At 60.1% G+C, this 25,597-nt stretch carries 28 protein-coding genes, 1 tRNA gene and 1 pseudogene; 5 read left to right on the forward strand and 25 right to left on the reverse strand.

Annotation, left to right across the window (positions count from 1 at the left end):
* Positions 1-115: 115 nt before the first annotated feature.
* From QD409_RS12485 to QD409_RS12505, 5 genes and pseudogenes are all read right to left on the reverse strand, one after another.
* On the reverse strand, positions 116-1,444 hold the full coding sequence (locus tag QD409_RS12485) for a S41 family peptidase (RefSeq protein WP_092846410.1): 1,329 nt from the start codon (positions 1,442-1,444) through the stop codon (positions 116-118).
* Complete coding sequence (locus QD409_RS12490; protein WP_430762855.1) at positions 1,434-2,873, reverse strand: murein hydrolase activator EnvC family protein; 1,440 nt, start codon at positions 2,871-2,873, stop codon at positions 1,434-1,436. The genes QD409_RS12485 and QD409_RS12490 overlap by 11 nt, the downstream gene beginning before the upstream one ends.
* A gap of 189 nt (positions 2,874-3,062) precedes the next feature.
* A complete protein-coding gene (gene rlmH / locus QD409_RS12495) occupies positions 3,063-3,545 on the reverse strand; it encodes a 23S rRNA (pseudouridine(1915)-N(3))-methyltransferase RlmH (protein WP_430762856.1) in 483 nt (160 codons plus the stop codon).
* Between the two features lie 285 nt (positions 3,546-3,830).
* Positions 3,831-4,273: pseudogene (gene rsfS, locus QD409_RS12500) on the reverse strand (ribosome silencing factor).
* A 162-nt stretch (positions 4,274-4,435) separates the two neighbouring features.
* A complete protein-coding gene (locus QD409_RS12505) occupies positions 4,436-4,735 on the reverse strand; it encodes a DUF1330 domain-containing protein (protein WP_430762857.1) in 300 nt (99 codons plus the stop codon).
* 173 nt (positions 4,736-4,908) lie between these two features.
* Here QD409_RS12505 and QD409_RS12510 point away from each other — a divergent pair, with 173 nt between their 5' ends.
* Positions 4,909-5,280, forward strand: coding sequence for a winged helix-turn-helix domain-containing protein (locus tag QD409_RS12510; RefSeq protein WP_430762858.1), 372 nt, complete (start codon positions 4,909-4,911; stop codon positions 5,278-5,280).
* Positions 5,281-5,287: 7 nt separating this feature from the next.
* On the opposite strand, the gene modC is transcribed toward QD409_RS12510, so the two are convergent.
* From modC to rplU, 11 genes are all read right to left on the reverse strand, one after another.
* Positions 5,288-6,361 (reverse strand): molybdenum ABC transporter ATP-binding protein, encoded by a 1,074-nt coding sequence (gene modC / locus QD409_RS12515; protein WP_430762859.1) that lies wholly within the window; start codon positions 6,359-6,361, stop codon positions 5,288-5,290.
* A complete protein-coding gene (modB, locus tag QD409_RS12520) occupies positions 6,358-7,059 on the reverse strand; it encodes a molybdate ABC transporter permease subunit (RefSeq protein ID WP_430762860.1) in 702 nt (233 codons plus the stop codon). Before modB ends, modC begins: the two co-directional genes overlap by 4 nt.
* Before the next feature lie 88 nt (positions 7,060-7,147).
* On the reverse strand, positions 7,148-7,945 hold the full coding sequence (modA, locus tag QD409_RS12525) for a molybdate ABC transporter substrate-binding protein (protein WP_430762861.1): 798 nt from the start codon (positions 7,943-7,945) through the stop codon (positions 7,148-7,150).
* A 554-nt stretch (positions 7,946-8,499) separates the two neighbouring features.
* Positions 8,500-9,081 carry a nicotinate-nucleotide adenylyltransferase gene (locus tag QD409_RS12530; RefSeq protein WP_430762899.1) on the reverse strand — a complete coding sequence of 194 codons (582 nt, stop codon included), beginning with the start codon at positions 9,079-9,081 and terminating at the stop codon, positions 8,500-8,502.
* Between the two features lie 37 nt (positions 9,082-9,118).
* Positions 9,119-10,402 (reverse strand): glutamate-5-semialdehyde dehydrogenase, encoded by a 1,284-nt coding sequence (locus QD409_RS12535; protein WP_430762862.1) that lies wholly within the window; start codon positions 10,400-10,402, stop codon positions 9,119-9,121.
* Positions 10,395-11,564, reverse strand: coding sequence for a glutamate 5-kinase (proB, locus tag QD409_RS12540; protein ID WP_430762863.1), 1,170 nt, complete (start codon positions 11,562-11,564; stop codon positions 10,395-10,397). The genes QD409_RS12535 and proB overlap by 8 nt, the downstream gene beginning before the upstream one ends.
* Entirely contained in the window at positions 11,561-12,655 is a 1,095-nt protein-coding gene (gene obgE, locus QD409_RS12545; protein WP_430762864.1) for a GTPase ObgE, read from the reverse strand. Before obgE ends, proB begins: the two co-directional genes overlap by 4 nt.
* 267 nt (positions 12,656-12,922) lie before the next feature.
* Positions 12,923-13,510 carry a GNAT family N-acetyltransferase gene (locus QD409_RS12550; RefSeq protein WP_430762865.1) on the reverse strand — a complete coding sequence of 196 codons (588 nt, stop codon included), beginning with the start codon at positions 13,508-13,510 and terminating at the stop codon, positions 12,923-12,925.
* On the reverse strand, positions 13,507-14,142 hold the full coding sequence (locus QD409_RS12555; protein WP_430762866.1) for a GNAT family N-acetyltransferase: 636 nt from the start codon (positions 14,140-14,142) through the stop codon (positions 13,507-13,509). The genes QD409_RS12550 and QD409_RS12555 overlap by 4 nt, the downstream gene beginning before the upstream one ends.
* 128 nt (positions 14,143-14,270) lie before the next feature.
* A complete protein-coding gene (rpmA, locus tag QD409_RS12560; RefSeq protein ID WP_092846384.1) occupies positions 14,271-14,540 on the reverse strand; it encodes a 50S ribosomal protein L27 in 270 nt (89 codons plus the stop codon).
* A 32-nt stretch (positions 14,541-14,572) separates the two neighbouring features.
* A complete protein-coding gene (gene rplU / locus QD409_RS12565; protein WP_004127263.1) occupies positions 14,573-14,890 on the reverse strand; it encodes a 50S ribosomal protein L21 in 318 nt (105 codons plus the stop codon).
* A gap of 304 nt (positions 14,891-15,194) precedes the next feature.
* On the opposite strand from rplU, the gene QD409_RS12570 reads away from it, so the two are divergent.
* A tRNA-Ser gene (locus QD409_RS12570) sits at positions 15,195-15,284 on the forward strand.
* 384 nt (positions 15,285-15,668) lie between these two features.
* Here the strand turns inward: QD409_RS12570 and QD409_RS12575 are convergent.
* The 6 genes from QD409_RS12575 to QD409_RS12600 form a co-directional block, all read right to left on the reverse strand.
* Positions 15,669-16,907, reverse strand: a complete 1,239-nt coding sequence (locus tag QD409_RS12575; RefSeq protein WP_430762867.1) for a type II toxin-antitoxin system HipA family toxin — start codon at positions 16,905-16,907, stop codon at positions 15,669-15,671.
* Positions 16,904-17,176 carry a helix-turn-helix transcriptional regulator gene (locus tag QD409_RS12580; protein WP_092846382.1) on the reverse strand — a complete coding sequence of 91 codons (273 nt, stop codon included), beginning with the start codon at positions 17,174-17,176 and terminating at the stop codon, positions 16,904-16,906. The genes QD409_RS12575 and QD409_RS12580 overlap by 4 nt, the downstream gene beginning before the upstream one ends.
* 344 nt (positions 17,177-17,520) lie before the next feature.
* The gene (locus tag QD409_RS12585) at positions 17,521-17,916 is read right to left on the reverse strand and encodes a cupin domain-containing protein (RefSeq protein ID WP_430762868.1); all 396 of its coding nucleotides are present in this window, start codon (positions 17,914-17,916) and stop codon (positions 17,521-17,523) included.
* Positions 17,917-18,148: 232 nt separating this feature from the next.
* Positions 18,149-18,607, reverse strand: a complete 459-nt coding sequence (locus QD409_RS12590) for a hypothetical protein (RefSeq protein ID WP_092846378.1) — start codon at positions 18,605-18,607, stop codon at positions 18,149-18,151.
* 285 nt (positions 18,608-18,892) lie between these two features.
* A complete protein-coding gene (locus QD409_RS12595) occupies positions 18,893-19,477 on the reverse strand; it encodes an IMPACT family protein (RefSeq protein WP_430762869.1) in 585 nt (194 codons plus the stop codon).
* A 264-nt stretch (positions 19,478-19,741) separates the two neighbouring features.
* Positions 19,742-19,876 (reverse strand): hypothetical protein, encoded by a 135-nt coding sequence (locus QD409_RS12600; RefSeq protein ID WP_430762870.1) that lies wholly within the window; start codon positions 19,874-19,876, stop codon positions 19,742-19,744.
* 199 nt (positions 19,877-20,075) lie between these two features.
* Between QD409_RS12600 and QD409_RS12605 the strand changes: the two genes are divergently transcribed.
* Positions 20,076-20,735 (forward strand): flavin reductase family protein, encoded by a 660-nt coding sequence (locus QD409_RS12605; protein WP_430762871.1) that lies wholly within the window; start codon positions 20,076-20,078, stop codon positions 20,733-20,735.
* A 29-nt stretch (positions 20,736-20,764) separates the two neighbouring features.
* Here the strand turns inward: QD409_RS12605 and tetR are convergent, their stop codons facing one another.
* Positions 20,765-21,391 carry a tetracycline resistance transcriptional repressor TetR gene (gene tetR, locus QD409_RS12610; protein WP_430762872.1) on the reverse strand — a complete coding sequence of 209 codons (627 nt, stop codon included), beginning with the start codon at positions 21,389-21,391 and terminating at the stop codon, positions 20,765-20,767.
* A gap of 83 nt (positions 21,392-21,474) precedes the next feature.
* Here tetR and QD409_RS12615 point away from each other — a divergent pair, with 83 nt between their 5' ends.
* Positions 21,475-22,647, forward strand: coding sequence for a TCR/Tet family MFS transporter (locus QD409_RS12615; RefSeq protein WP_430762900.1), 1,173 nt, complete (start codon positions 21,475-21,477; stop codon positions 22,645-22,647).
* Positions 22,648-22,694: 47 nt separating this feature from the next.
* On the opposite strand, the gene QD409_RS12620 is transcribed toward QD409_RS12615, so the two are convergent.
* Positions 22,695-23,615, reverse strand: a complete 921-nt coding sequence (locus tag QD409_RS12620; protein WP_430762873.1) for a DUF1003 domain-containing protein — start codon at positions 23,613-23,615, stop codon at positions 22,695-22,697.
* A 470-nt stretch (positions 23,616-24,085) separates the two neighbouring features.
* Between QD409_RS12620 and QD409_RS12625 the strand changes: the two genes are divergently transcribed.
* Positions 24,086-25,042, forward strand: a complete 957-nt coding sequence (locus tag QD409_RS12625; protein WP_430762874.1) for a phytanoyl-CoA dioxygenase family protein — start codon at positions 24,086-24,088, stop codon at positions 25,040-25,042.
* 54 nt (positions 25,043-25,096) lie between these two features.
* On the opposite strand, the gene QD409_RS12630 is transcribed toward QD409_RS12625, so the two are convergent.
* Positions 25,097-25,585: a DoxX family protein gene (locus tag QD409_RS12630; RefSeq protein WP_430762875.1), complete on the reverse strand. Its 489-nt coding sequence runs from the start codon at positions 25,583-25,585 to the stop codon at positions 25,097-25,099.
* Positions 25,586-25,597 lie beyond the last annotated feature (12 nt).

Here is a 25,597-nt window from a genome sequence, read left to right on the forward strand (position 1 = left end):
GAAACAGTTTTCGAACGAAAGCACGCCCGTTCGATCGAGGCGAGCGGAACGATACGCAAGTTCCGCTCACTTCTTATGAAAGCGCCGGGTCTGTTTCCAGCCCGGCGCCATATCCTTACTTGGAGGAAACCGCCTTTTCCGGGTTAGGCGGGAAGGCCGGATCCGTCTTGTCGCCACGCAGGAGGTCGAGCGCGTAGTTGAGCTGGATATCGTCCTTCGGGTCCGGCGGCATATAGGCCGAGGAGCCGGAGCCCTTGTCGGTTTCGCTCTGGCCCTTGATATGACCCGGCAGGCTGGATTCGCCTTCGGACGTCAGCTTGCCCTTCAGATCGTCGGGGAGCGGCTGGTCGACCTTGATGTCAGGCGTGATGCCGGTGCCCTGGATCGAGCGGCCCGAGGGCGTATAGTAGAGCGCCGTCGTCAGGCGCAGCGCGCCATTGCCATCTCCCAGTGGGATGATCGTCTGGACGGAGCCCTTGCCGAAGGACTGCGTGCCGAGAACGGTGGCGCGACGCAGATCCTGCAGGGCGCCGGCGACGATTTCCGAAGCGGAAGCGGAGCCGCCGTTGGTGAGCACGATGATCGGCTTGCCATCGGTCAGATCGCCCGGAGTGGCGTTGAAGCGGCGGGTTTCGTCCGGGTTACGGCCGCGGGTCGAAACGATTTCGCCGCGCTCGAGCACGTCGTCGGCAACGTTGATCGCCTGGTCGAGCAGACCACCCGGATTGAGACGCAGGTCGAGGACATAGCCCTTCAGCTTGTCGGCCGGGATATCCTTCTTGATCTTGGCGATCGCGGCTTCGAGGTCCGGGGTCGTCTTCTCCGTGAAGGAGATGATGCGGATGTAGCCGACATTGCCGCCTTCCTCACGCGACTTGACGGCGGCAACAGCAATCACGTCACGAATGATGGTGAGCTCGATCGGCTTGTCCGCGCCCTTGCGCAGCAGCGTCAGCTTGATCGGGGTCTTGACCGGGCCGCGCATCTTTTCAACGGCGTCTTCCAGTTTCAGGCCACGGACGGACTGGCCGTCGATGGCGGTGATGTAGTCGCCAGCCAGCACGCCGGCCTTCGCGGCGGGCGTATCGTCGATCGGCGTGATGACCTTGACGAGGTCGTTGTCCATCGTAACTTCGATGCCGAGGCCGCCGAATTCACCCTTGGTCTGGGTGCGCATGTCTTCGGCATCCTTGGCATTCATATAGCTCGAATGCGGGTCCAGTGAGGACAGCATGCCGTTGATGGCAGCTTCGATCAGCTTGTCTTCCTGGGGCGGCGTCACATACTGGGCACGGACGCGCTCAAAGACGTCACCGAAAATCGACAACTCCTTGTAGGTGGAAGTTCCTGCGGCTTCCGCCGGCGCCACCGCCGAGTAGATAACGCTCATCGCGGTCGCACCCATCAATGCGCCGACGAGAACAAGAGAAGCCCTACGTATCATTGCGTGCCTTTCCAGTGTCTTTGGAGGTCCACCACGGTCGAGAATCGACCGGCTTCCCATCTTTTCGGAATTCAATGTAAAGCGTTGGCCGATCCGTTTCCAGCGCCAATGCGGTCGCGCTCGCGACTCTTTTTTGGCCCATTGTGGCCAGTGGCTCGCCGGCGAAGACGAATCTGCCGGGGCGCGTCTTGATCGCGTCCATTCCTGACAGCACCATGTGATAGCCGTCGCCCGTATCCAAGATGATCATCTGGCCGTAGCTGCGAAACGCGCCGGCATAGACGACCGTGCCGTCGGCGGGAGCTGTGACGAGCGCATCCGGGCCGGTCGCGATGGTCAATCCCATCGCGGTATGGCCGGTGCCGTCGTCGTCGCCGAACTGGCGGAGAGTATCGCCCGCCACGGGCAGCTCCAACTTTTTCTTCAGGTCAGAAAAGGCATATGCGGGCGTAATGCGGTTTTTATCGGGCACGCCGCTGTCGGCGAGGGCTTTCGCCTGCTCGCGCTGCTGATCGGTCATCTGCGCCCGGCGTGCCTCTTCCGCGCGGGCAGCGGCGGCGGCATCGCGCACCGAGCCGATCTGGCTTTCGAGAGAGGCCACGAGCCCTTCCAGGCTGGTCGCCTCGCCCGCCAGCTCTTCGGCACGCTTGCGCTCCGTCCCGAGCTGGGCGGCATTCTCCTTATTGTGCTTGTCGTTTTCGGCAATCAGCAGATCCATGCGCCGCTCCTCCTCCAGACTATTCGTCATGGTGGTGGTGAAGCTGGTTTTCTCGGCCGCTACGTCCGCATGCAGCTTGCTGAGATCCGTGAGGTCGGCGATGAGCCTGTCCGTTTCCTTGCGCATTCCGGGCACGACGGCGCCGAGAAGAATAGCGCTGCGCACCGAGCCGAGCGCATCGTCCGGTGTCACCAGCAGCGCCGGCGGCGGGTTGCGCCCCATGCGCTCCAGAGCGCCGAGAACCTCGGCCAGCAGGGCGCGGCGCTCGTGCAGGGATGCGCGGATCTTGTCTTCTTTGACCGCAAGATCCGTCAGCGTCTTCTCGCTCTGCTGGATCTCGCGGTCCAGCTCCTTGCGGCGGGCGGCGCTGTCTATCAGAGCCTGGCGCAGGCTGGCTGTGTTCTTGTCGAGCGAGGCGATACTGTCTTCCAGCTCCTTCGTCTTGTCGGACGAGAGGTTGATCGTCTTCGACAGCTGCTCCAGCTGGCTGCGCGTTTCATCGCGCTTGCGGGCAAGGTCCGCTGCCGGATCCGGCGCCTGTTGCGCCGAGGGTGCCGGTGCGGTCGCCGAGGGGCGATCGTCGGGCGCTTTTGGCACCTTGGCGTCAGCTTCCTGCGCGACGGCCACGTCCTTCAAGGAGAAAGGACCGGCCATATAAGCGCCCATGCCGAGAGATGCCGCCAAAGCTGGCAGCATGAGACGCGAAAGCATGGGCGGGGCTTTTTTCATCCAGTCGGTTCGGGCCTGGTCACTTCAGATCGCGTGAAAATAAGCTGATTTGCCGCGATCAGCTAGGAAGCATCGTCATTTTCAGGGCGGGAATCAAAACACGCCTGTGTGAGCGTTTCGTTAACGCAAAAAGACCGAAAGCCAAACTGTTTTCGAAGCCGAATAAAGCGGTCACACCCGGTGGTAGGGGTGGCCGGAAAGGATGGTAACGGCACGGTAGAGCTGCTCGGCAATGAGGATGCGCACGAGCTGGTGTGGCCAGGTCAGCTTGCCGAGGCAAACGGTCATGTCGGCCTTCTCGTAAAGGGATGGGTCGAGGCCGTCGGCACCGCCGATCGCAATCGTCAGATCGCGCTTGCCCTGATCGCGGAATGTACCGAGCATGGCGGCGAAGGCTTCGCTGTCCAGCGCCTTGCCGCGTTCGTCGAGAAGGATGAGGATGCCACCTTCCGGATGCGCCTTTTGCAGCAGGCCCGCCTCTTCGCGCTTGCGGGTCTCGCTATTGGAAGCGCGGCTTTCGGCAACCTCGGTCATGCGCGCCATTTCCAGGCCGATGGCCGGCCCGGCCTTGGCAAAACGGTCGAGATAGCGAGCCGCAAGATCCTTTTCAGGGCCGGCTTTGAGCCGTCCCACCGCAAAAAGACCTATCCGCATTCCCGCTCCCAAGCATATCCGCCGTCATGGCGGCACAAAACGAAACTCTTGCCGGAGGTTCATCTCCGGCGATGTGAAGCTGCCAACCGGGGCCGGGAAAGCGCCCTTGGAGCATTTTCGCATTCCGGACGGAAAATCGCTGCGCACTTTTCCTGGAAATGCTGTCGCTCGGCCAGAGGATGATGCCGAAAAGTGTAAGCGGTTTTCGGACTACATCATGCTCTACTTTTTCGATTCTAGAGCGGATTCAGATTTTAGGTCGAGCAGACCTAAAATCATCCGGCTCTAGTGCAGCGTGCCTTCGTCGAGATCGGGTGCTGCCCACATCTTTTCGATGTTGTAGAACTCGCGGATCTCCGGTCGGAAGACATGAATGATGATGTCGCCGGTGTCGATCAACACCCAGTCGCCACCATCCAGACCTTCGACGCGGGCATTGCCGAAGCCCTCGTCCTTAAGATCGGTCATGAGATGGTCGGCAATCGCCAAGACATGGCGGCTCGATCGACCGGAGACGACGACCATGTGGTCTCCAAGCGCAGATTTGCCAGCAATGTCGATGGTGACGATATTTTCGGCCTTGGAGTCCTCGAGGCTTACGAGGACGGCTTGCAGGGCGCGGGCAGCGGCATCGGCGCCACGTTCCGGGCTCTTCGGGATAACGACAGGCGTTCTTCCCTTGGCGTGTACTGTTGTCAGTGCTCTTCCTTCCTTGAGTAACAGAACATGCACATACGCGATCTGAGTCGATCACGCCATAAAGATAGGCATCATTGTATAAAGGTTTCAAGACGCAGACGGCCATCTTGAGGCGTTGAAGACAAGGATTTGTGTCTGAATAGGGCTCTTTTGCACCAAATATGGGTGAATATCTGCGCCGAAGGCTAAAATCAGCTTTCCTGGCTCACTCCGTCGACAAGAATGAGATTGCGGCTGAGTGCCTGATCGCGGACTTCGAGAGCGAGTGCATATTCCGGCGAACGATACCAGGCCCTCGTCCGTTCCAAGTCCGGAAATTCCACGATCACAATCGCTCGCGGCGACCAATCGCCTTCCAACTGCTCGATCGGGCCGCCGCGGACAAGATAGCGCCCGCCATATTGGGCGATGGAGGCGGCCGCGCGGGTCCGGTAAGTCTGGAAGGCTTCGGCATCCCTGACGGTGATATCGGAAATGATATAGGCCGGCATCGTGTCTCCAATCCTTTACGATCAAGGCTCGCGCGTTCCTAGCGCGGCGCGCGAAAGCGCTTTTATATTGAAGATCAAATAGGTCGGCTCTACTGCTTGTCCATTTCCCGTCGGCATGTACAGCCGCACGAAGGCCGCGTATACACTATGCAGACCAAATCGTTACAGATGCCATGACAGACGCTCCGCAGCCATCGTTAAAGCCCATCCTCCGCATCAGCTTTTCGGAGCAGGACCGGCTTGGGCGTGGCAAGATGGAGCTTCTCGAGCATATCCGGGAGACTGGCTCGATTTCGGCCGCGGGCCGCGCCATGGATATGTCCTATCGCAGGGCATGGCTGCTCGTCAGCGAATTGAACCACATGTTCCGGGAAACGGTCGTGGAATCGCAGCGTGGCGGGCAGAAGGGTGGCGGAGCGGCGTTGACTCCCTTTGGCGAGGAGCTGCTACGGCGCTTTCGCAGCATGGAAGCGACACTGCGCGCCGCCATAGCCGACGATCTGAATTGGCTTGAGGTCAATCGCAGCCCGGCCAATCCGTCCTGATCGATCTCTAGTGTTCAAGCGCCACAGTCTTGATGACTGCATGGATCGGCATGCCGGCTCGAAGCCCCAATCGCTCGGCTGAGAATTGCGTGATGCGTGCAAGCACGATGTCGCCACCGCAATCGACCGTCACCTCCGCTGTTCCATCGGCTGCCATGCCGATATCGCGCACCACGCCTTCGAGGATGTTCAACGCGCTCAGGCCCTCGGGCTTTGCTGTGGCCAGCATCACGTCGCGGGCAGAAATATGGACGCGCACTGTCTTGCCGACACCGGCTGCCTGTCCCGGCACAACGAGCTTTGCAGTCTTCAAAGCCACGACCGTCAGCCTATGCTGGCCGTCAAGCTGGTCGACCTGACCCTCCAGCAACACGCCGGCTTCGCGGCGGTCTGCCGCCAACGGGCCGGACAGCTGGCTGAAGATGTCGACGGCAGCACCGATCGTCTCGACCTTGCCGTCGCGCATGACGACGACGCGGTTGGCGAGGCGCGCCACTTCGGCGATGGAGTGGCTGACATAGATAATCGGCACCTTCGTCTCGTCGCGCAGTCGCTCGAGATAGGGAAGGATTTCCGCCTTGCGGGCTTCGTCGAGTGCGGCAAGCGGCTCATCCATCAGCAGGAGGCGTGGCGACGATAGAAGAGCGCGGCCGATTGCGACGCGCTGCTTTTCGCCGCCGGAGAGTTTTGCCGGCCGTCGGTCCAGCAGTGACGCAATGCCAAGGAGATCGACGACACCATCAAAACTTTCGCTGCGCTCGCTTCTCGGGGCGAACCAGCGGCCGTAATTGAGGTTTTGCCGCACGGAGAGGTGCGGAAACAGGCGCGCTTCCTGAAAGACGTAGCCGAAGCGGCGGCGGTGGCGGGGAATGAAAACCTGCCTCTCGGTATCGGCCAGCACCGTGTCGTCGAGGCTGACACGGCCGTGATCAGGCCGGGTGAGGCCGGCAATGATGCGGACGATCGAGGTTTTGCCGGAGCCGGAGCGGCCGAAAAGGGCCGTCACGCCGCCATCGGAGGTGAATGCGGCCTCCAGCGAAAACGCACCGAGGCGGTGGCGGATATCGACCGAGAGCGTCATTCGAAATCCACCCTCCGGCCGGCGAGATAGGCGAGGAATTCCGAAGCGAGCAGGGCCGCCATGGAAATGATGATGGCGACGATGGTCAGCCGCATGGCGCCGGCATCGCCGCCGGGAACCTGGGTGAAGGTGTAGATGGCCGAAGACAAGGTCTGGGTTTCGCCGGGAATATTGGAAACAAAGGTGATCGTCGCGCCGAATTCCCCCATCGCCTTGGCGAAGGACAGGATCATGCCGGCAATGATCCCGGGCAGGATCAGCGGCAGGGTTACGGTGACGAAGGTCCAAACGGGGCTGGCGCCGAGCGTGCCGGCGGCTTCTTCAAGCTTGCGGTCGACGGCTTCGACCGACAGGCGAATGCTTCGAACCATCAGCGGAAAGCCCATGATGCCGCAGGCAAGAGCGGCCCCCGTCCAGCGGAACGAGAAGACGAGGCCGAGATATTGCTCGAAAAGCGAGCCAATCGGCCCTTTGCGGCCGAAGAGGACGAGCAGGATGAAGCCGGTGACAACAGGCGGCAGGATCAGCGGCAGATGAATGACGCCGTTGAGGATCGATTTGCCCCAGAACCGGCCACGCGCGAGCAGATACGCAATTGCGATGCCAAAGGGCAGGCTCACCAGCATGGCGACAATGGAGACGCGCAGGCTGAGCTCTATGGCCGTCCATTCGTCGCTGCTCAAACCCAATGCGTCCAATGCCCGCCCCTTGAAACAAGTCAGGCCCGCCATGGACCGGCGAGCCTGGGTTCCTGTCTTCCCTATACCGGATGCGTTGCGATGATATTTATCGCTTCAGAACAGTGAAGCCCTCATGCTCGAAGAAGGGAGCAGCTTTAGCCGATTTCAGATAGTCGAAATAGGCTTGCACGTCCGGGTTCTTGCTGCTGCTGGTGATGGCGATCGGATAGACGATCGGCGGATGGCTGTCTGCCGGGAAGGTGCCGACGACCGTAACGCCCGGGTCGGCCGAGACGTCGGTCTGATAGACGATGCCATAGGGCGCTTCGCCGCGCGAAACCAGCGCGAGTGCGGCGCGCACGCTTTCGGCGCCGGCGACCTTCTTTTCAACGGAGGCCCAAACGCCGAGCTTTTCCAGCGCCGCCTTGCCATACTTGCCTGCCGGCACCGATTCCGGCTGGCCGATCGCCAGGCGGCCATCGCCGAGCAGGCCGGCAAGATCCACGCCTTGTTTGATCTCGACCGGCTTGGCCTTGTCTTTGGCAGTGACCAAAACGAGTTTGTTGCCGAGCAGGTTTACGCGGCTGTCGTCCTTGATCAGTTTCTTGCCGGCGGCATAGTCCATCCAGTTCGTGTCGGCGGAAATGAAGATGTCGGCGGGTGCGCCGTTTTCAAGCTGCTTGGCGAGTGGTCCGCTTGCGGCATAGGAGACGGTAACCTCCTTGCCGGTTTCCTTGGTGAAGGCGGCATCGGCATTGTCGAGTGCATTCTTCATGCTAGCAGCGGCGAAGACGACGATCTTCTCGGCGGCAAGGGCCGGTGTCGGCGTGACCGAAAGGCCGAGCCAAGCGGCAGAAAGGGCGGCGGTTGCAAGCTTGATCCATCGGCGGCGACTGGTGGCCATCTAATATCTCCCCAAAGATGTCGACATGTTTCGAGAGATATAACGATGCGCGAGGCTTGGCTAGGGATGTGTTTGTAAAAATATAGCGTGATATCGCCACCTAACCCTACGAATTTTATGGATTTTCAGTTCTACATCACATATGAGACCGTACGGCTATTGCGAAAATGCATGGCTGGATTCGCCCATGGAATTGGCGAACGCTCACGAAGTGAGAAGCTACGTTACGAACCGTGCGTTTATGGCACACTGCGCCACTTGTGCTGCTCAGACACTTGAAAATCAGAGTGCGAGATATCTACAAAGAAGCGTTTTTTGGGCAGAAGGATTTCATTGTTATGCAATTGCTGCATTGCTGCATTGCGAAATCGGCCGTTTATCAATCGGTAAAATCTGGTAAAACATAATCATCGAAACGGCGATCTCCTCCTCCCAATGCCGTTCGATATGGATCAGCAACCCTCCTCCTCCCAGTTGCTGATCAGGTTTAAAGCCCGACGCATCCTCCTCCCGCGTCGGGCTTTTATTTTTGATCTTCCCGAAAAATCAGTTGGTTATTGTGCGGCGCGCAAGGCTGTCGAGCTGAGCGCCGAGCGTGGTCCGTGGATGAAAGTCCAGGCGGGCGCACGCTTCTTCCAGAGCACGCGGGCGTCATCCTCGTCGACGCGGGCATAGTGGAAGGTCTTGGCCATCTTGGCCGAGAGGTAGGAGAGAGTCGATCCTGGCCGGTCGATAACGGCGATCGGGAAGGTGCGGGCGATTTCTTCCCATTTCTGCCAGCGATGGAATGTGTTCAGGCTATCGGCGCCCATGATCCAGATGAAGTGGACATGGCGGTTGCGTGCCTTCACATGCGCCAGCGTATTGGCCGTATAGCTCATGCCCAGCGTCTGTTCAAACGCCGTCACCTTGACGCGAGGATCGTGGAGAAGCTGTTCGCTGAGGGCGATACGTTCGGCGAGCGGCGCCAGGTGATTGTGGTTCTTCAACGGATTGCCCGGTGTCACCATCCACCAGAGCTGATCGAGCCCGAGCCTTCGAATGGCGATCTCGGCCACGAGCGCATGGCCGCGGTGCGGCGGATTGAACGAGCCGCCGAAAAGACCGACCACCATGCCGCGCTCGGCATGGGGCATGCGCAGATAGCGTTGATCGACTTCTTCTTTCAGCACGTTAGGGCCGTATCTGTCCGGTGCCGCGCACGCGATATTTGAAGGAGGTGAGCTGCTCGACGCCGACCGGCCCGCGCGCATGCATCTTGCCGGTGGCAATGCCGATTTCCGCGCCCATGCCGAATTCGCCGCCATCGGCAAATTGGGTGGAAGCATTGTGCAGCAGGATTGCCGAATCGATCTCGGTGAAGAAGCGTTCGACGACCGCGGGATCCTCGGCGATGACAGCCTCGGTATGGTTCGACGAATATTTGCCGATATGGGCAATCGCGCCGGAAATGCCATCGACCAGAGCGACCGAGATGATCGGCGCCAGATATTCCGTCGACCAATCCTCTTCCGTTGCGGCCTTTGCGCCGGGTTCGAGCTTGAGGACGTCGGCAGAGCCGCGGATTTCGCAGCCTGCCGCAGCAAGCCCTTCGAGCAGCGGCTTCAGATGGGTGGAGGCGACCTTGGAATCGACCAGCAGCGTTTCGGCCGCGCCGCAGATGCCCGTGCGGCGCATCTTGGCGTTGACGACGATGGATTTTGCCATGTCGAGATCGGCCGAGGCATCGATGTAGAGGTGGCAGAGGCCTTCAAGATGGGCAAAGACCGGTACGCGCGCCTCTGTCTGTACGCGAGCGACAAGGCTCTTGCCGCCACGCGGCACGATGACGTCGATATTGCCTTCCAGGCCGCGCAGCATGGCGCCGACGGCGGCACGGTCGCTGACCGGTACGAGCTGGATGGCATGTTCCGGTAGGCCCGCAGCCTTCAAGCCTTCGACCAGGCAATCATGGATTGCCTGCGAGGAGCGGCGGGAATCGCTGCCGCAGCGAAGGATCACGGCGTTGCCGGCCTTCAGGCACAATGCACCGGCATCGGCCGTCACGTTCGGGCGGCTTTCGAAGATGACGCCGATGACGCCGAGCGGCGTGCGAACGCGCTCGATCTTCAACCCATTCGGGCGATCCCAGGCGGCGATGACTTCGCCCACCGGATCAGCCAAGGCGGCGATGGCGCGAATGCCTTCGGCCATTTCGGCGACGCGCTTGTCGTTCAACGTCAGGCGATCGACGAAGGAGGCGAGCATATCCGTGCCTTCGACATCCTTCAGATCTTTGGCGTTCTCCGCAAGGATATGATCCTTGCGGGTTAGAATGGCGTCCGCCATGGCATTCAATGCCTTGTTCTTGCTTTTGGTTGAAGCAAAGGCCAACGGTCGCGACGCAGCCCGGGCCTTGCGGCCGATATCGTTCATCAGCGCATCGATGTCGGGGCTTTGTGCGACAGCATCAAGCATGAGCTTCATCCTTCTTCAGCTTCTCGGCCTTCGCTTTGACGGACGCGGTCATGACGAGGTCGTCGCGATGCACCATGGCGGCGCGGCCGGCATAGCCGAGGATTGCCTCGATCTCCACCGACTTGCGGCCGGTGATCTGGCGAGCCTCTTCGGCGTCGTAGCCGGCAAGGCCACGAGCGATTTCACGGCCGGATGGCCCGATGACGGCCACCGTATCGCCGCGGCCGAAATGGCCGACGACATTGCGCACGCCGGCCGGCAGCAGGCTCTTGCCGGCACCGAGAGCGGTGACGGCACCTTCGTCGACATGCAATTCGCCGGCTGGCTGCAGCTGTCCGGCAATCCAGGTCTTGCGCGCGGTGACGGGCGTCCCCGACGGCGCGAACCAGGAGGAACGGGCGCCGCTTTCGATGGCGTGCAGCGGGCGGTCGGCCTTGCCGGAGGCGATGATCATGGCGCAGCCGGCACCAGTGGCGATCTTGCCGGCATCGATCTTGGTGCGCATGCCGCCGCGCGACAGTTCGGAAGCGGCGCCGCCGGCCATGGCTTCGATCTCAGGCGTGATCTCGGCGATGCTATCCAGGAATTTCGCCTGCGGATCGAGATGCGGCGGCGCGGTATAGAGTCCGTCGATGTCTGACAGCAGCACCAGAAGGTCGGCACCGGTCATGGTGGCGACGCGGGCGGCGAGGCGATCATTGTCGCCATAGCGGATTTCGCTGGTCGCGACCGTATCGTTCTCGTTGATGATCGGCACGGCGCCGATTTTTAGAAGCTGGTTGATGGTGGCGCGCGCGTTGAGGTAACGGCGGCGCTCCTCGGTGTCGCCGAGCGTCAGCAGGATCTGGCCGGCGACGATATCGTCATGCGAGAGGCTTTCCGACCAGGCGCGGGCCAGCGAAATCTGGCCTACGGCTGCTGCCGCTTGGCTTTCCTCCAGCTTCAATGCCCCGGACGGCAGGTCGAGCACGGAGCGGCCGAGCGCGATGGCGCCCGAGGAGACGACCAGAACATCGATGCCCTTGGCCTTCAATGCCGCAATGTCGGCGCACATGCCGTCGAGCCAGGATTTCTTCAAGCCGGTCTTGCGATCGACCAGGAGAGCAGAGCCGATCTTGATGACGATGCGGCGATAGCGGTCGAGCGGCTTGCGGGCAGTCATCCCTGCTGATCCTCGTCTTCATCCTCACCGGCATCGTCGGAGAGCTGCATGTCGCGGTGCCGCACCTTGGGTGCCTTGGCCGGCTTGTCCGCCTCGCCTGAATTGGCCTCGACGATGACGTCACGCAGCGCGCGCAGCACTTCTGTCATCCCCCGCCCTGTGATGGCGGAAATTTGGAAGGGCGTTCTGCCGCAGGCGCGCGCCAGCTCGCGCGTCTTCTTCTTCAGCGTTTCCTCGTCGACCACGTCGATTTGCGATAGCGCGACGATTTCCGGTTTGTCGGGGATGTCGTTGCCGTAGGCCTCAAGCTCGTGCTTGACGGTCTTGTAGGCCTTGCCGACTTTTTCTTCCTGGGCGGAGACCAGATGCAGCAGCACACGGGTGCGCTCGACATGGCCGAGGAAGCGGTCGCCGATGCCGACGCCTTCATGCGCGCCCTCGATGAGCCCGGGAATGTCCGCCAGCACGAATTCCTGGCCGTCGATGGTGGCGACGCCGAGATTGGGATGCAGCGTTGTGAACGGATAGTTGGCGATCTTCGGCCGCGCGCGGCTGACGGCAGCAAGAAAGGTCGATTTTCCGGCATTCGGCAGGCCGACAAGGCCGGCATCGGCGATCAGCTTCAACCGCAGCCAGAGGGTCTTTTCTTCGCCGGGCAGGCCGGGATTGGCCCAGTCCGGCGCCTGGTTGACCGAGGATTTGAAATAGGCGTTGCCGAAGCCGCCATTTCCGCCTGGCGCCAGGCGAAAGCGTTGGCCTTCCTGCGTGATATCGCAGATCAGGGTTTCGCCGTCTTCCTCGAAGATCTGCGTGCCGACAGGAACCTTCAGCGTCACGTCGGCGCCCTTGGCCCCGGCGCGGTTCTTGCCCATGCCGTGCATGCCGATCGTGGCTTTGAAATGCTGCTGATATCGAAAGTCGATTAGCGTGTTGAGGCCGTTGACGGCCTCGACCCAGACATCGCCGCCGCGGCCGCCATCGCCGCCATCCGGGCCGCCGAATTCGATGAATTTCTCGCGCCGGAAGGAGACGCTACCCGCGCCGCCATCGCCTGAGCGAATATAGACTTTTGCTTCATCGAGAAATTTCATCTTACGTCCGTCACCCGGTGTCGGCGCATATCCCTTCGCATCGAATGGGAGTCGGAAAAGCCTATGCGCTCTTTATCGATTTCCGCCGCCCTTTGCGCATCCGTGGACGCGCATCGGCCGACTGTTTACCCGTCATGTCGCCTTCGATATAGGCGCTTCGGGCTTAGGTCAAAGAATATCGTGCTGTCTGCATGCCAGAACATCAAGAACAACGCGATTGATGCGGTGCTATCGCCAGCGAGACCGGCGATAGCAGGTTTCAAGGTTTCACCCCGCCTGCGAGAGCCGCAGCGCGCCCGGCCTCAACACGGTTTCGATGTGCGGAACCATGGTATTGCGAGCGAAGCTGTAGAGCTCCGAGCATCCGGTGATCTCGAAGCCGAGCTTCTGCTGCAGCTTCAATGACGCCGGATTGTCGGCGAAGGCACCGGAATGGACGGCGACATCGGGCATACGGCGGGCAAAACGCTCGAGGGCGGCCTTGACCGCCTCGGTCATGATGCCTTGCCGCCAGTAATAGCGGTTCAGCCAGTAGCCGAGATGCCAGCGGCCATGCCGGAGCTCGAGGCCGATGCAGCCCATGTGGACATCATCCCGCTCGGTGATGGCCAGTTCCCAATCGATGCCGAGGCCGGAGGTGTGCTGGACCAGCCAGTCCAGTGCATCCTGCCGGTCATAGGGCGCAGGCACCCGGGCGAGCATGCGGGTTATCGCGAAATCGGACAGCGATTCCGCGATCGCGTCGGCGTCGCTGAGCCGGTGCGGGCGCAGGGTCAGCCGTCCGGTCTGGATGACCGCCGTCGGGCCGGGCGTCAGCATCCGATCGTTGCGGCGGTTGAGGGCGAGCGCGTTCATCTCATGCCTCCCCAGCTACGCAAGGATATCCAGGTCTTGCGATCGAGCCTGTACCACTCGACCGATACGGTGCTGCCGAGCGCCAGGGAAGCGGCGAGGCCGGACCCCTGGAACTGGAAGCCGCACTTCTGCACGACCCTTCTCGAGGCGACGTTCGTGACCCTGCAGCGGGCATCGATCTGGGCGACGTTCTCGCGGGTACGGAAGACCATGTCGATCAGCGCATGGGCGGCTTCCGTCGTATAACCCTGGTTCCAGTGGGGTTGGCCCAGCCAGTAACCGATCTCGACGGTGTTCGGATCGGCCGTCGGCTCGACGCCGCAGCATCCCAGAAAGGCGCCGTTGTCGGCTTTCGTAATCGCATAGACGCACTTGCCAATCTCGCCAAGCTTCGTGCGTCGCACGAAATCGGCGGCATCATTGGTCGTATACGGGTGCGGCATACGCGATACCATAGTAGCGACATTGGCGTTGTTGGCGAGATGGGCAAGGGCGTCGATGTCTTCTTCGTGAGGCGCGCGCAGAACGAGCCTTTCCGACAGTAAGACGGGGCAATCGGTCCTTAACCTATCCGGCCTCAGCCGCTCTTCGGGAGACCTCGATTGGTCTTCCCTTAACAATTCGCCTTGCATGGTTCAGTCCTCCTTGGTTGAGGGTAAAGAAAAAGGGGAGATGGCATCCCATCTCCCCTTTTTCTGGACTGAACCTGATGCGGTCAGCCGGGTCGATGAGACGCCGGCTGTTTTAGAGCGCTACCGGCTTATTCCGCTGCTTCCGCTTTCGGCATTACAGATACGTACACGCGGCCATTGGCCTTCGTACGGTAGTTCACGTTGCCCGCCGTAAGCGCAAAAATCGTGTGATCCTTGCCGAGACCAACGTTGGTGCCCGGATGCCACTGCGTACCGCGCTGACGCACGATAATGTTGCCTGCGATGACGGCTTCGCCGCCGAACTTCTTCACGCCAAGGCGCTTGGATTCGGAATCGCGACCGTTGCGCGAGGAACCGCCAGCTTTTTTGTGTGCCATTGGAGTTCTCCTTTAAACCCTGATCCCGTTACTTACTTGGCAGCCACGATGTCCGTGATACGGACAACAGTGTGGTGCTGGCGATGGCCGCGCGAACGCTTCGAGTTCTGACGACGGCGCTTCTTGAAGGCGATGACCTTCTTGCCGCGGTTGTGCTCGACCACTTCGGCCTTGACGGAAGCGCCCTTGACGAAGGGAGCACCAATCGCAGCGTCGGCGCCTTCGCCGATAACGAGGACTTCGGTGAATTCTACGGTGCCGCCGGCGGTGACTTCGAGCTTCTCGATGGTCAGCACGTCATTGGCTGCCACACGGTACTGCTTACCGCCGGTCTTGATGACTGCGAACATTTTTTGTCCTTTCATGTTCGTTCCGGCTCTCTCGCCAGAAGGACGAGCGGCCGTCTTTTTATCAGTCTAGGTTTAGCAGGGATCTAAAGGCCTTAGCCTTCAAAAAGGTCTGCCGGTGAAGCCCTGCTGGAAGCTGGGCTGGCAAGGCGCGGACTTATCCACACCTATTGCGCCGCACGGGATATATAAGCGTCCCTGATCTGTCAAGGCAAAAGGATGAAAAGCTTTCATATTCGCCCTTGCCATCCCCCTCTTCTGTCGCTATGAGACAGCCCGCGCTCAAAACGCGCCGACCAGCATAACCGGAGAGGTGGCAGAGTGGTCGAATGCACCGCACTCGAAATGCGGCATGCCTGCAAGGGCATCGTGGGTTCAAATCCCACCCTCTCCGCCATAAACATGCGTGTTATCATAAATTTACGCTGTTTATGCCTGTGAAAAGCGTCGCGGGTTTTGACTGTCTGCGATCACAATTGATCACAGGACCCCGCTGAAGGCGCTGGCCGGCGAATCTGCTTCTTAGAATTCAATTCAGATCTTGGATTGTCTTGCACTGACAACCATGGATGCGGATTTAACATGTTGCGACGGACATGTTAAAGAAATCCAGCTTTTTTAACATATCGGGTCGCACATGTTAAATCCGTCCTACCAGCTTCCCGATCTGACATCGCCTCGTGGCTTAGAAACCATCGAAGTTTTCAAGGCACTCGCCGCCGCGAACAGATCGCTCGCTGAGTTGAAGGGGCGAGCAGCGGCAATACCCAATCAGCCGTGACTATCCGCGGCACTGCGCCTGAATTCGTCGACACCGCTTTAGAATGCAGTGCGTGATCTTTTCCACCACTCTCGATGGATCCCCAGCCATATGATCGAATTCCGGCGCGATGCTTTCACACGTAGAGCTGACACGCTCGGCAAGTTCCTCGACGCGTCTCATGGTCGATGCACCGCTCAATCCAATCTCATCGGCCAGCGTCTGCCAGTCCGCCCGCCGGAGATCTGGAGCGTTAAACCGACCTGCAATCCCCTGCGGCAGGCTCTGGTCAACCTGGCGGTAAACCGCTGCACACATCAGGTCATAGAGCGGCGGCGTCCTTGCCGAGCCGCCAGCACCAAGCAGGACCGAATGATTCTTGGCGTGCGAATCCGAATTGCAGATCAGCACGTTGAAGATTACCGCATCGAGCAGCTTCAAGCGCTCGGCAGGCGAAACTAAGTCGCTGACGGCGTCGAACATCATTTTCAGCGTCACGCCACGTCCTGTGGAGGAGCGCTCGTATTTCTGCGATGGGAAGTGGCCCGTGAGCTGACAAAGATCTTCCTGATGCAGTCGACGGATCTCGCCCTGCAGATCAGTAAAGCGATCATAGCGCTTCACCAGCAGATACCGCCGGTTGCCCGCGACACCGATCGTCGCTTCGGCCGCCTCCAGTCCACAGGCGCGCGCAAGGGCAAGGCAGAAGGCTTCATTCTCGACACTGCCCGCAAGTCGTTTCGTGTCCGGCTTAAGAATGTGTGTTGAGGGTGTTCCATCGACCGGAATTGAGATCGCACCGCCCTCATCCACGAAGACCGGCAGCTTCTCTTGAACACCCGCAAGAGACATCGAGACGCCGCGTTCACCGACGAGGAAGGGTTTTGCAGGAAGCTCGTCCAGGATATGCTCCAACGCCGCCGCATCCGGCACGGGCTGCAGGTGGATACCGGGCTTACGGGGGGTGCCAATCGACAATGCGCCGGCTGTGTCACGCCCGATATGGCTGAGCAGACCGACGATATCCTGGGGCGAGACTTTCAGCCGCTGACCAATTTCGGCGAGATGCGTTTCCGGAAGCAGATTGGCGAGCCAAGGCAGCAGCCTGTCGGCCGTAACAGGGCCTGAGCGCAACGGCATGGTCAGTGACACCGGAAACGCCGAGTGACGCGCGTCCCAGGTCTGATCATAATCAAGCCGCCATTCGCCTTCGAAGGTCAGATGAGCGACAGGCAGGCTCTCGTAAAAGATCGTCGTCATCGCCCGTCACCGAAGTTCGGCAGGAAGCCAAGGTCGTCATCCGGTGATGCCGGAACAGATCGGACCGCCTTGAGGTCACCGATCTCGATCCCCACGGTGCGCGCCACGATGAGGGATTTTTCGAGCTGGCAGCTTGGCTTGCCGGATTCGAGCTCGACGATAAAGCGCTCACCAGTGCCGGAACGGGCGGCAAGCTCGGTCTGGGTCCAGCCGAGGGCCTTGCGTTTCTCCCGAATGGCGGCGCCGAAATCACGTGCGGACCTGAACATGAAACATCTCCCGAGACGGCTTACCGTACAGGAAGATTTCTCGGCAATCAACGCTAACCTTACCGAACGGGAAGCAAATCTCGATAGGCTTAAAAATCACCCCGGTCGGGAAGTTTCGCGCGTCCGCACCCTGTCGAAAACCGAGGTCCTTGAGATCCGGGTATCGCGCGTGGTACACCTGCTGGTATCGTAATTTTCAGAATGAGAGCAGCGGGTTAGAGAAAACCCAGCTTTCACAGGTATCGCGAGCCAAATTGGCAGAGAGTGCCACCCTCTCCGCCATTTTGGCCTTTATTGCGGGCCGGTCGAGCAAGCAGATTCGCTGGCAATCAGCTCAAAACGCCTCAATTTTCCGGAAATCGATAGACCACGTCCGCAAATGATTCCGTTGGGAAGACGTAGAAGAATTTCAGGTTGGCGGATGATTCGTTGCGGATGCCGTGTTCGGCATTGCCGGGGATGAAGACCGTTGTGCCGGCTTTGACCGTGGTTTCCAGGCCGTCGATCCGGACGATGCCGGTTCCTTCGAAGATGAAATAGATTTCCGATGGATCGTGCCGATGCGGTTTGAGCTCGCCGCCGGGTGCAAGGTCCGCGATGCCGGCGCTCATGCTATCGGTGGGGGTGATGTCGCTGCTCAAGAGCGTGTGCCAGAAGATGGAGCCATGGAGAGGGTCATTCCATCCGTCACGCGGGCGCTCTTCGGCCGTGGTGATAACTGCTTGCGATCGTTTTGTCATTTTGCCTCAAAACACTGAGTCAGCAACGATGCCGAACGGTGTCACAACGACAGAGAATGTCAATCGGACTGATATCGGCTGGCGGCGTGTCTGAACGCACCGCACTTCGAAATGAAGCATGCCTGCAAGGATATCGCGGATTGAAATCCCACGCTCCGCCACTTCCGTAGAGAACTGGTGTGGAGAACCGGGCACGCCTGAAATCGTCGATATCCTGCGGCAACTGAAGAGATCAGCGCGCAAGGCCGAACTGAATTTCGACCTGATGGTAAGATGCTCCGGGGCCGTTCCATCCATGGTAGACTTCCCGGCTCTCGCCCGAAAAGATGTGGCGGGACATCTCGATTTCGGCCACCAAAGGGACATAGCCCTGTGTGAACAGGGTCCGCAACGATCCATGATGCACCTTGCTCGCAACGATGATCGGCTCGAAATGGTGGAGCTCCATCGCGCCGTCATAGCGTTCGGGCTTTTCCACCGGACGGCATATTTCCCAATCGAAGAACGTCTTGCTATCCCTGGGAAGGTTGTGTGAGACAAACAGCCATGGGCCGGCGACCCTTAGCCCGGATTCGGCGATCTGCTTCTCGAATTGCGGAGCATATTCAATCGCGGCCTGTTTGATATCGGGAATGCGCAAGCGTCTTTTGGCGCGCAGCACCCACAGATCAGGCGTTTCCTTGATTTCCATCACACCTTCCTTCGAGATGTCAGGTAAAGAAGAGCTCAGGTGAGGTAGGCCGATAAAGGGAAGCCTGCAAATCGAAAACCGGAATGAAATGCTAAAGATGGAGGGAAATGGTGTCTTTTGGAGAAATGCTTACCTTGTTTCCTGATCGATAGTAACGACAGGGCCACGGCGTAAGGAAATTGCCCGCCGTCATCGTTCGCGGTATCTGCCATTTCGTTTAAGGGAAGCTGTCGTTTGCTTTGCACTTCCCGTTCCGACGCACCGGGCGTTCGAACCGATGGTCCATCAGCCCCTGTCGATCACAGCGCGGCCGCTCGTGAGGTTCGTTACCATCCGCAGGATGTCGTCGGCGTTTGCCGCTGGGATGCTCAGGGTCAGCAGGGCGCCGGTGGCGACGAATTGTTCTGCCGTGATGACGGTGTCCGGCAGCGAGGAAAGGCGTGATTTCAGCAAAGCGAGACCGGAGAACTGCACTTCTATGGCAAAGGAGACCATGGGTACGATCTTCGTCTTTTCCGCAGCCTGAAGGCAGAGGGCGGCGGTGCCACCATAGGCCCTGATCAGCCCGCCGCTGCCGAGCAGAATGCCGCCGAACCAGCGCGTCACCATGACGACAACGCAGTCCAGCTCCTGTCCGTCGATCGCCTGAAGGATCGGCTTGCCGGCGGTGCCACTCGGCTCCCCGTCGTCGTTGAACCGATAGTTCTGGCCGATCCGCCATGCCCAGCAATTGTGGTTGGCGTCGGTGGCCGCGTGCGCCGCGATAAAGTCTTTCGCCGCCTGTTCGTCCGACGCAGGCCCGGCTATCGCGAGAAAGCGGCTGCGTTTGATGTCCTGGGAATGGCTGATGGCGGTCGCAAGCGTAAACATGAACCGGTCCTTAGCGCAAAAATGTCAATTTTCCGACAGGGCGGGTTCTGGCGATTTACAGTGAGATGCGGTGGGCGCCCGAATAGCGTCATGCCGCCGGCCGGCGGAGAAAGAGCCTGCAATCCGGTAGCCGGCAAATCACAAATCGAGCGAGCCTCGCCATTCGGCGACGAAACCGCTGCGGAGCAGAAGTGCGAGGAACGTCAGCGGAATGAGCGTGGTGATGATGATCGCCACGAGGGCCATGCCGAGGCCGATCGATCCCTACTCGAATTGCCGCCAGATGAAGGTCGCAATGGTCTGCATGCCGACGGGCGCCAGTACGATTGAGGCGACGAGTTCGCGCGAGGTCAGCGCGAAGACGAATTTGCTGCAAGGCACCGGTGCCTGTTTGAGCAAAAGCAGGCCCTCGTTCAGGGCTGCCTACTCGCGGTTAATGCCATCAGGTTATAGGCTATAGCGAGCCAAGCATGTGTCCCTAAAGAATTGTCGTCCTGCCTTTCTGGCGATCTGATCTCGATGCCTCATAGTTCGGCCATGGCCGAACTATTGCATGCACCTGCTCGGTTACACTGCAGCTCCAAAAGGAGATTTTGCAATGATGACCCATACAGCCGAATTCACGTTAGCCGCAGGTGATCGGGAGCATATCGTCATCAAGCCCAGCGTGCTTTATGTCGGCACGCCCGTCGCGCTGATCACGAGCATCAATCCGGACGGCACCACGAATATCTCGCCCATGTCCTCGGCCTGGGCGCTTTTCGACCGCATGGTTCTCGGCCTGACATCCACCAGCAAGGGGCGGGAAAATGCCATGCGCGAGCGGCAGCTGGTGTTGAACTTCCCTTCTCCGGATCTCTGGCCGAAGATCGAGGCTCTGGCTCCGACTACTGGCCGCAACCCCGTTCCCCCCCATAAGGAAAAAATCGGCTATCGCTTCGAGGCTGATAAATTCGATGTATCCGGCTTTACGCCGCAGGCGTCGGACCTTGTCCGGCCGCCGCGCATAGCCGAATGTCCGATCCAACTTGAAGCGGAGGTCGTCGCCACGCACGCACCCGGCGAATGGCCCGCGGAGCGGCAGGAGGCGTTCTGGATCATCGAAACGAGGGTGATCCGGGTCCATGCGCATAGGGATATAGTCATACCGGGAACGAACCACATCGATACCGGTCGGTGGAGCCCGCTGCTCTATGTGTTCCGGCATTATTTCGGTATCGGGCCGGATCTCGGCCGCACCTTCAAGGCAGAGGCGTGATGAGATTACCGGTTCGGTATTCGTCGCATTCATCCGGGCGCTTTGAGCTGCCGGCGTGCGACTTCGGCGCCGCCGATCAACAGCTCCAGACCCGCTTCGAAAAATGCCTCATGCCCGCTTACCCGATAATGCACGATTGCCTTAGCCAGATTCGGATGGCTTTCCGCCGCGGTGTCGAGATCCGATCGGTCCGATGCCTTTGCCGCGTCGGCCTGTTCTTCCAGCACGCAGCCCACGACATAGCGGCCGATGGCGATTAGAGTTTCCAGGGCCTGGCCCGGCGCGAAGCCGGCTTTGCACAGACAGTCGAGCTGGGCCTCGATCGTCTCCAGATCGGAGGGATCTGCTTGCGTCCCGGCGTGAACGCGCGCGCCATCGCGCCAGGCCAGCAAGGCCGAGCGGAAACTGCGGGCGTTGGCGCGCAGGAATTTCTGCCAGGTTTCGCCGGCAAGCGGTGCGCGGCGCGTATGGCTTCGCTTCAGCATCTCGGTGTTCATAGCCGCAAGCAAAGCCCGCTTGCCCTTGAAGTGCCAATAGAGCGCCGGCTGCTGAACGCCGAGGCGCTGGGCGATCAGCCGCGTCGACAGGCCGTCGATACCCACCTCGTTCCAGATGGTCAGCGCCGTATCGACGATCTGGTCCCGGTCGATTTTCATGGACTCTCCGATTGACAGTTCCGTTCGCATAATTTATCGGCGATAAAGTCCCTTATCAACGATAAATTTGCGCAGTGAACAAGATGCTTTTGACCATTCTGGCTGTCGTGGTTCTCGATGCCGCCGGCACGGGCCTCGTCATGCCGATCCTGCCGCAGCTTCTCAGGAGCGTGGCGCATACGCCCGATCTCGGCTGGCGCTACGGTGCGTTCCTGTCGCTCTATGCAGCCCTGCAGTTTCTCGCTTCTCCCATCCTCGGAACATTGAGCGATCGCTATGGCCGGAGGCCGGTGCTGCTTGTTTCGCTGGCTGGCGGGATGATCGATTATGCCTTCATGGCATGGGCGCCGGATTTCTGGTGGCTGTTCCTAGGACGCGCCGTTGCGGGCCTGACGGCCGCCAACGCCTCCGTTGCGGCGGCATGCCTGACGGATATCACCCCAGCGGATAAACGCACCCGCGCCTTCGGGCTCCTCAGCGCCGGTTTCGGCATCGGCTTCATTCTCGGGCCGGTCATCGGCGGCGTGCTCGGCGCGATCTCCCTTCGCGCGCCGTTCGTGGCGGCCGGCGTGCTTGTCCTATTGAATTTCATTCTCGCGTTCATCGCACTGCCGGAGACGCGCAGCGTCAAGCCGGAGCGCATCGATCCGGCCGCTTTTCATCCGCTGGCGCCTTTGCGCTGGATCGGTGCGTTTCCGGCGCTGCTGCCGCTGCTGTTCATGTCCGTCATTCTCAGCATGATCGGCGAGATCGGCGGCACCGTCTGGGTGCTCTACGGCCAGGACAAGTTCGGATGGGATATGGCGACCGTTGGCCTGTCATTGGCCGGTTTCGGCCTCTTCCATGCGCTCGCCCAGGCCTTCGTTGCCGGCCCCTTGAGCGAGCGCTGGGGCGAGCGGCGTGCGCTTATCGTCGCAATCGTCTGCGACAGCGCCGCCTATATCGCAATTGCCTTCGCCACGCGCGGTTTCATTGCCTTCCTGCTCTTTCCGCTCTTTTGCCTCGGCGGGATCGGCCAGCCCGCATTGCTGTCTCTAGTGACGCAGCGCGTGAGCGCGGACGATCAGGGGCGCCTGCAGGGCGTGTTGGGCAGTCTGACGAGCCTTGCATCCGTCATCGCGCCCCTGGCGATCAGCGAGATCTACTTTGCGTCCAGATCCGTATTTCCCGGCTTGATCTGGATTCTCGGCGCGCTGCTTTATCTCGTCTGCGTGCCGATGTTGCTCGCGGCCCGAAGGAAGCCGGCAGAGGCCTGAGTTGCAGGCGGCAAGAAAAGGGCTTCGTGCCGCGGCTGCCCGTCGGATCAATTCACCGAATCGTCCGGCTCGGGATCATCCTTGACCTTGCCGAAGAGGCTCTTCAGCGCACTGGTCTTGGCTTTCGTTGCCTTGTTGGCCTTGATCGCCCGCGTCGCGGCCTTGGCCTGTTCCAGCATCATCTCGATCTGGATCTGCTGGATTTCGGTCAGTCGCTCCCATTGGCGATTGAGGAGGTGATCGACCTTTTCATGCAGATGGCGGATTTCCAGTTCGGCCTTCAGGTTGACCTTGTAATCGTTGAGCGCACGCAGGCGATCCTTCTCTTCCGTGCGCCGCTGGCTCATCATGATCACAGGCGCCTGCAGCGCGGCGATCGTCGACAGGACGAGATTGAGGAGAATGAACGGATAGGCATCGAATGCCTGCTTTTCGCCCATGACGACATTGATTGCCATCCACACGGCCAGAAACAGACAGAAGGAGATGATGAAGGTCCAGCTGCCGCCGAAGGAGGCAACGCCATCGGCCATGCGGTCGCCGATGGAGCGATGGTCCTCGTAGTCCTCTTCGATGTTTTCGGCCAGGGTATCATGCGTCTTCAGGCTTTCGACGACCTCGTCCTCGAGGTTGGAAAGCTCGCCGCGCTCCACCGTCAGCAGCTCTGCGATATACTGGGCGCGATAGTCGTCCATGACCTTGCGACTGACATAGTCGTCGGCTCGAAGCTCGGGATGCTTCAGGCGCATGAAATCCGCCAGCGAGGGGCGGAGGTCGTCGACGTGCACCGCATCCTTCTTCTTCAGCGCCTGGCCGGTAATGGCATCGACGAGCTTGACAGACTTGGCCTTCGCCAGGGCAAGGCTTTTGGTATAGTCGTCCATCTCCACGATGGTCGCGGCTTCGCCCTCGCCAGCATCGAAATCGACTATGCCTTCCGTGGGATCAAGGGTCTTGGTGTCTGTCATATAGGGGGCCTCTTCCGTGTATTCCTGCTCATTTAGCCAACATTGCCAACAGGAATGTGACTGTTACAAGACTGTCAAATCGAAGTCGCCATCAAGCGTTGTCGCGTGGTTTCGTTGCCGCCGTTCCGTTTGAAGCCGTTAAATGTCTTATAATGCCATTGTCCTAACTAACGGCAAATGGGGATGGGTCGTTCCGGCCTCCGTTTGCGCTGCCCCGGCTATCCTCTCAGAAAACAACCATCCCACGATGTTGGAGCATCTCCTAAAGCCCAGCGTGTCGATACGGCAGTTTCTATCGACTTACCGCGATTTATGAGCTTCCGCCCCTCTTGACCGAAGGCGGCGGGCTTCTATTTGCTGCGCTGCACAGCACATTTGCTGGTACGAATAAATACTGCAGTCTCAATGATTTAATACAACAGGGTGTTGGGCCTGTTGCCGCAACTTGCACATGTGCAGAGAGGATAACTATGCACAATTTCCCAGCAGGAGACTTGGAGTCCGTCGCCCGGCAAGGCGGCCGCTTCAAGCGCATGGCAGTCAGAATACCCACCTACCTAACCGATCTTAGAGAAAACCCGGCCTGGCTGCCGATGTTCCTCCTGGCGCGAACGTTGCCGTTTCGGCGCATGCACTGGTTTGCCACCAAGCGACGCGTCCCGCTTCCCGCTTCCGGCACCTCGATGTTTGCCGGCGTCGAGCGCAAAGATGTCGTCGACGCATTGCGGTCGGAGGGGATCTATCCGAGCCTGATGCTACCCGACCATATCCATCACGAGATCGCCGAGTTTGCGCGCATCACCGGCTGCTTCGGCAATTTCAGCCGCAAGCTCGAATTCGTCGCGGGAGACCACAAAGAAGCGGAATCCCGCTTCGAGCGACCGATCCTGAGCGGGCACTTCTTTGAGCGTTCGCTGGATTGCGATGCCGTCATGGCGGTGCAGCGCGATCCACTGCTGATCGATGTCGCCCGACACTATCTCGGCGGGCAAGCCAAAGTGATCACCACCCGCATCTGGTGGAGTTTTCCAACGCAGGCTTCTGAGGCAGACAGAAGCCTCGCGTCGCTCGACAAATACCATTTCGACCTCGACGATTGGCGAATGCTGAAATTCTTCTTCAACTTGGTCGACGTAGATGAGGGCACTGGCCCGCACGTTTTCATCAAGGGAAGCCACAAGCGCCGCCGGGTCCGGCATCAGCTGACATTGCTTGTAGGCCACCCGGCAAGCGAGGTGCTCGATTACTATGGGCAGGCGAATGCGCTGACGCTGACCGGCAAGGCCGGGTCCGGCTTTGTCGAGGATCCCTTCGGCTTCCATATGGGCACCGTGCCCACGCAGAAGCCCCGGTTGATGATGGAGGTTGGCTTCGGGGTTTCGGCACCTTCGCGCCGTCGCTTCCACGGGGAGCCGGTGCTGCGCTGAGCCCCCGCCTAGCCGTATGCTAAGGAGCGCCGTGCTGCGGCGCTCCTACCTTTCTCAACTCAGGACGCGGCCAAACCGTTTGGCGATCAGATGATCGAGCGCGATGCGTCCGGGTCCCCCGGCGATGATCACCAAAAAGCAGGTTGCCCATGTGCCGTGCGTCGGCCAGGCATCGGGATAGACGAATATCTCGATCACCAGCGTCATGCCGAGCAATGCGAGAGCCGAGAGCCGGCTTGCAAGGCCGATGACCAGCATGACGGGGAAGAAATGCTCGCTGAAGGCGGCTATATGGGCGGCGATCCACGGATCGACGAAGGGCAGCTTATATTCCGTCTGGAAGAGATAGACGGCGTTGTCGGTCACATGCCAGCCATCCACCTTGGTCTGGCCCGACTGCCAGAAGACGGCAGCGATCGAGAGGCGCGCGACGAGCGCAATCAGGTCATGTGGAATATGGTCGAGAAGCCTGAGGGCGCGATAGAGCCTTTCAGTCATGGTTTCGCGTTCGGCCGTGGCAGCCGTCGTCATCCGGTTTTGCATGTCGGTTCTCCT

Origin of the sequence: Rhizobium sp. BR 315 (assembly GCF_050577975.1) — a bacterium.
Taxonomy (GTDB): Bacteria; Pseudomonadota; Alphaproteobacteria; order Rhizobiales; family Rhizobiaceae; genus Rhizobium; species Rhizobium miluonense.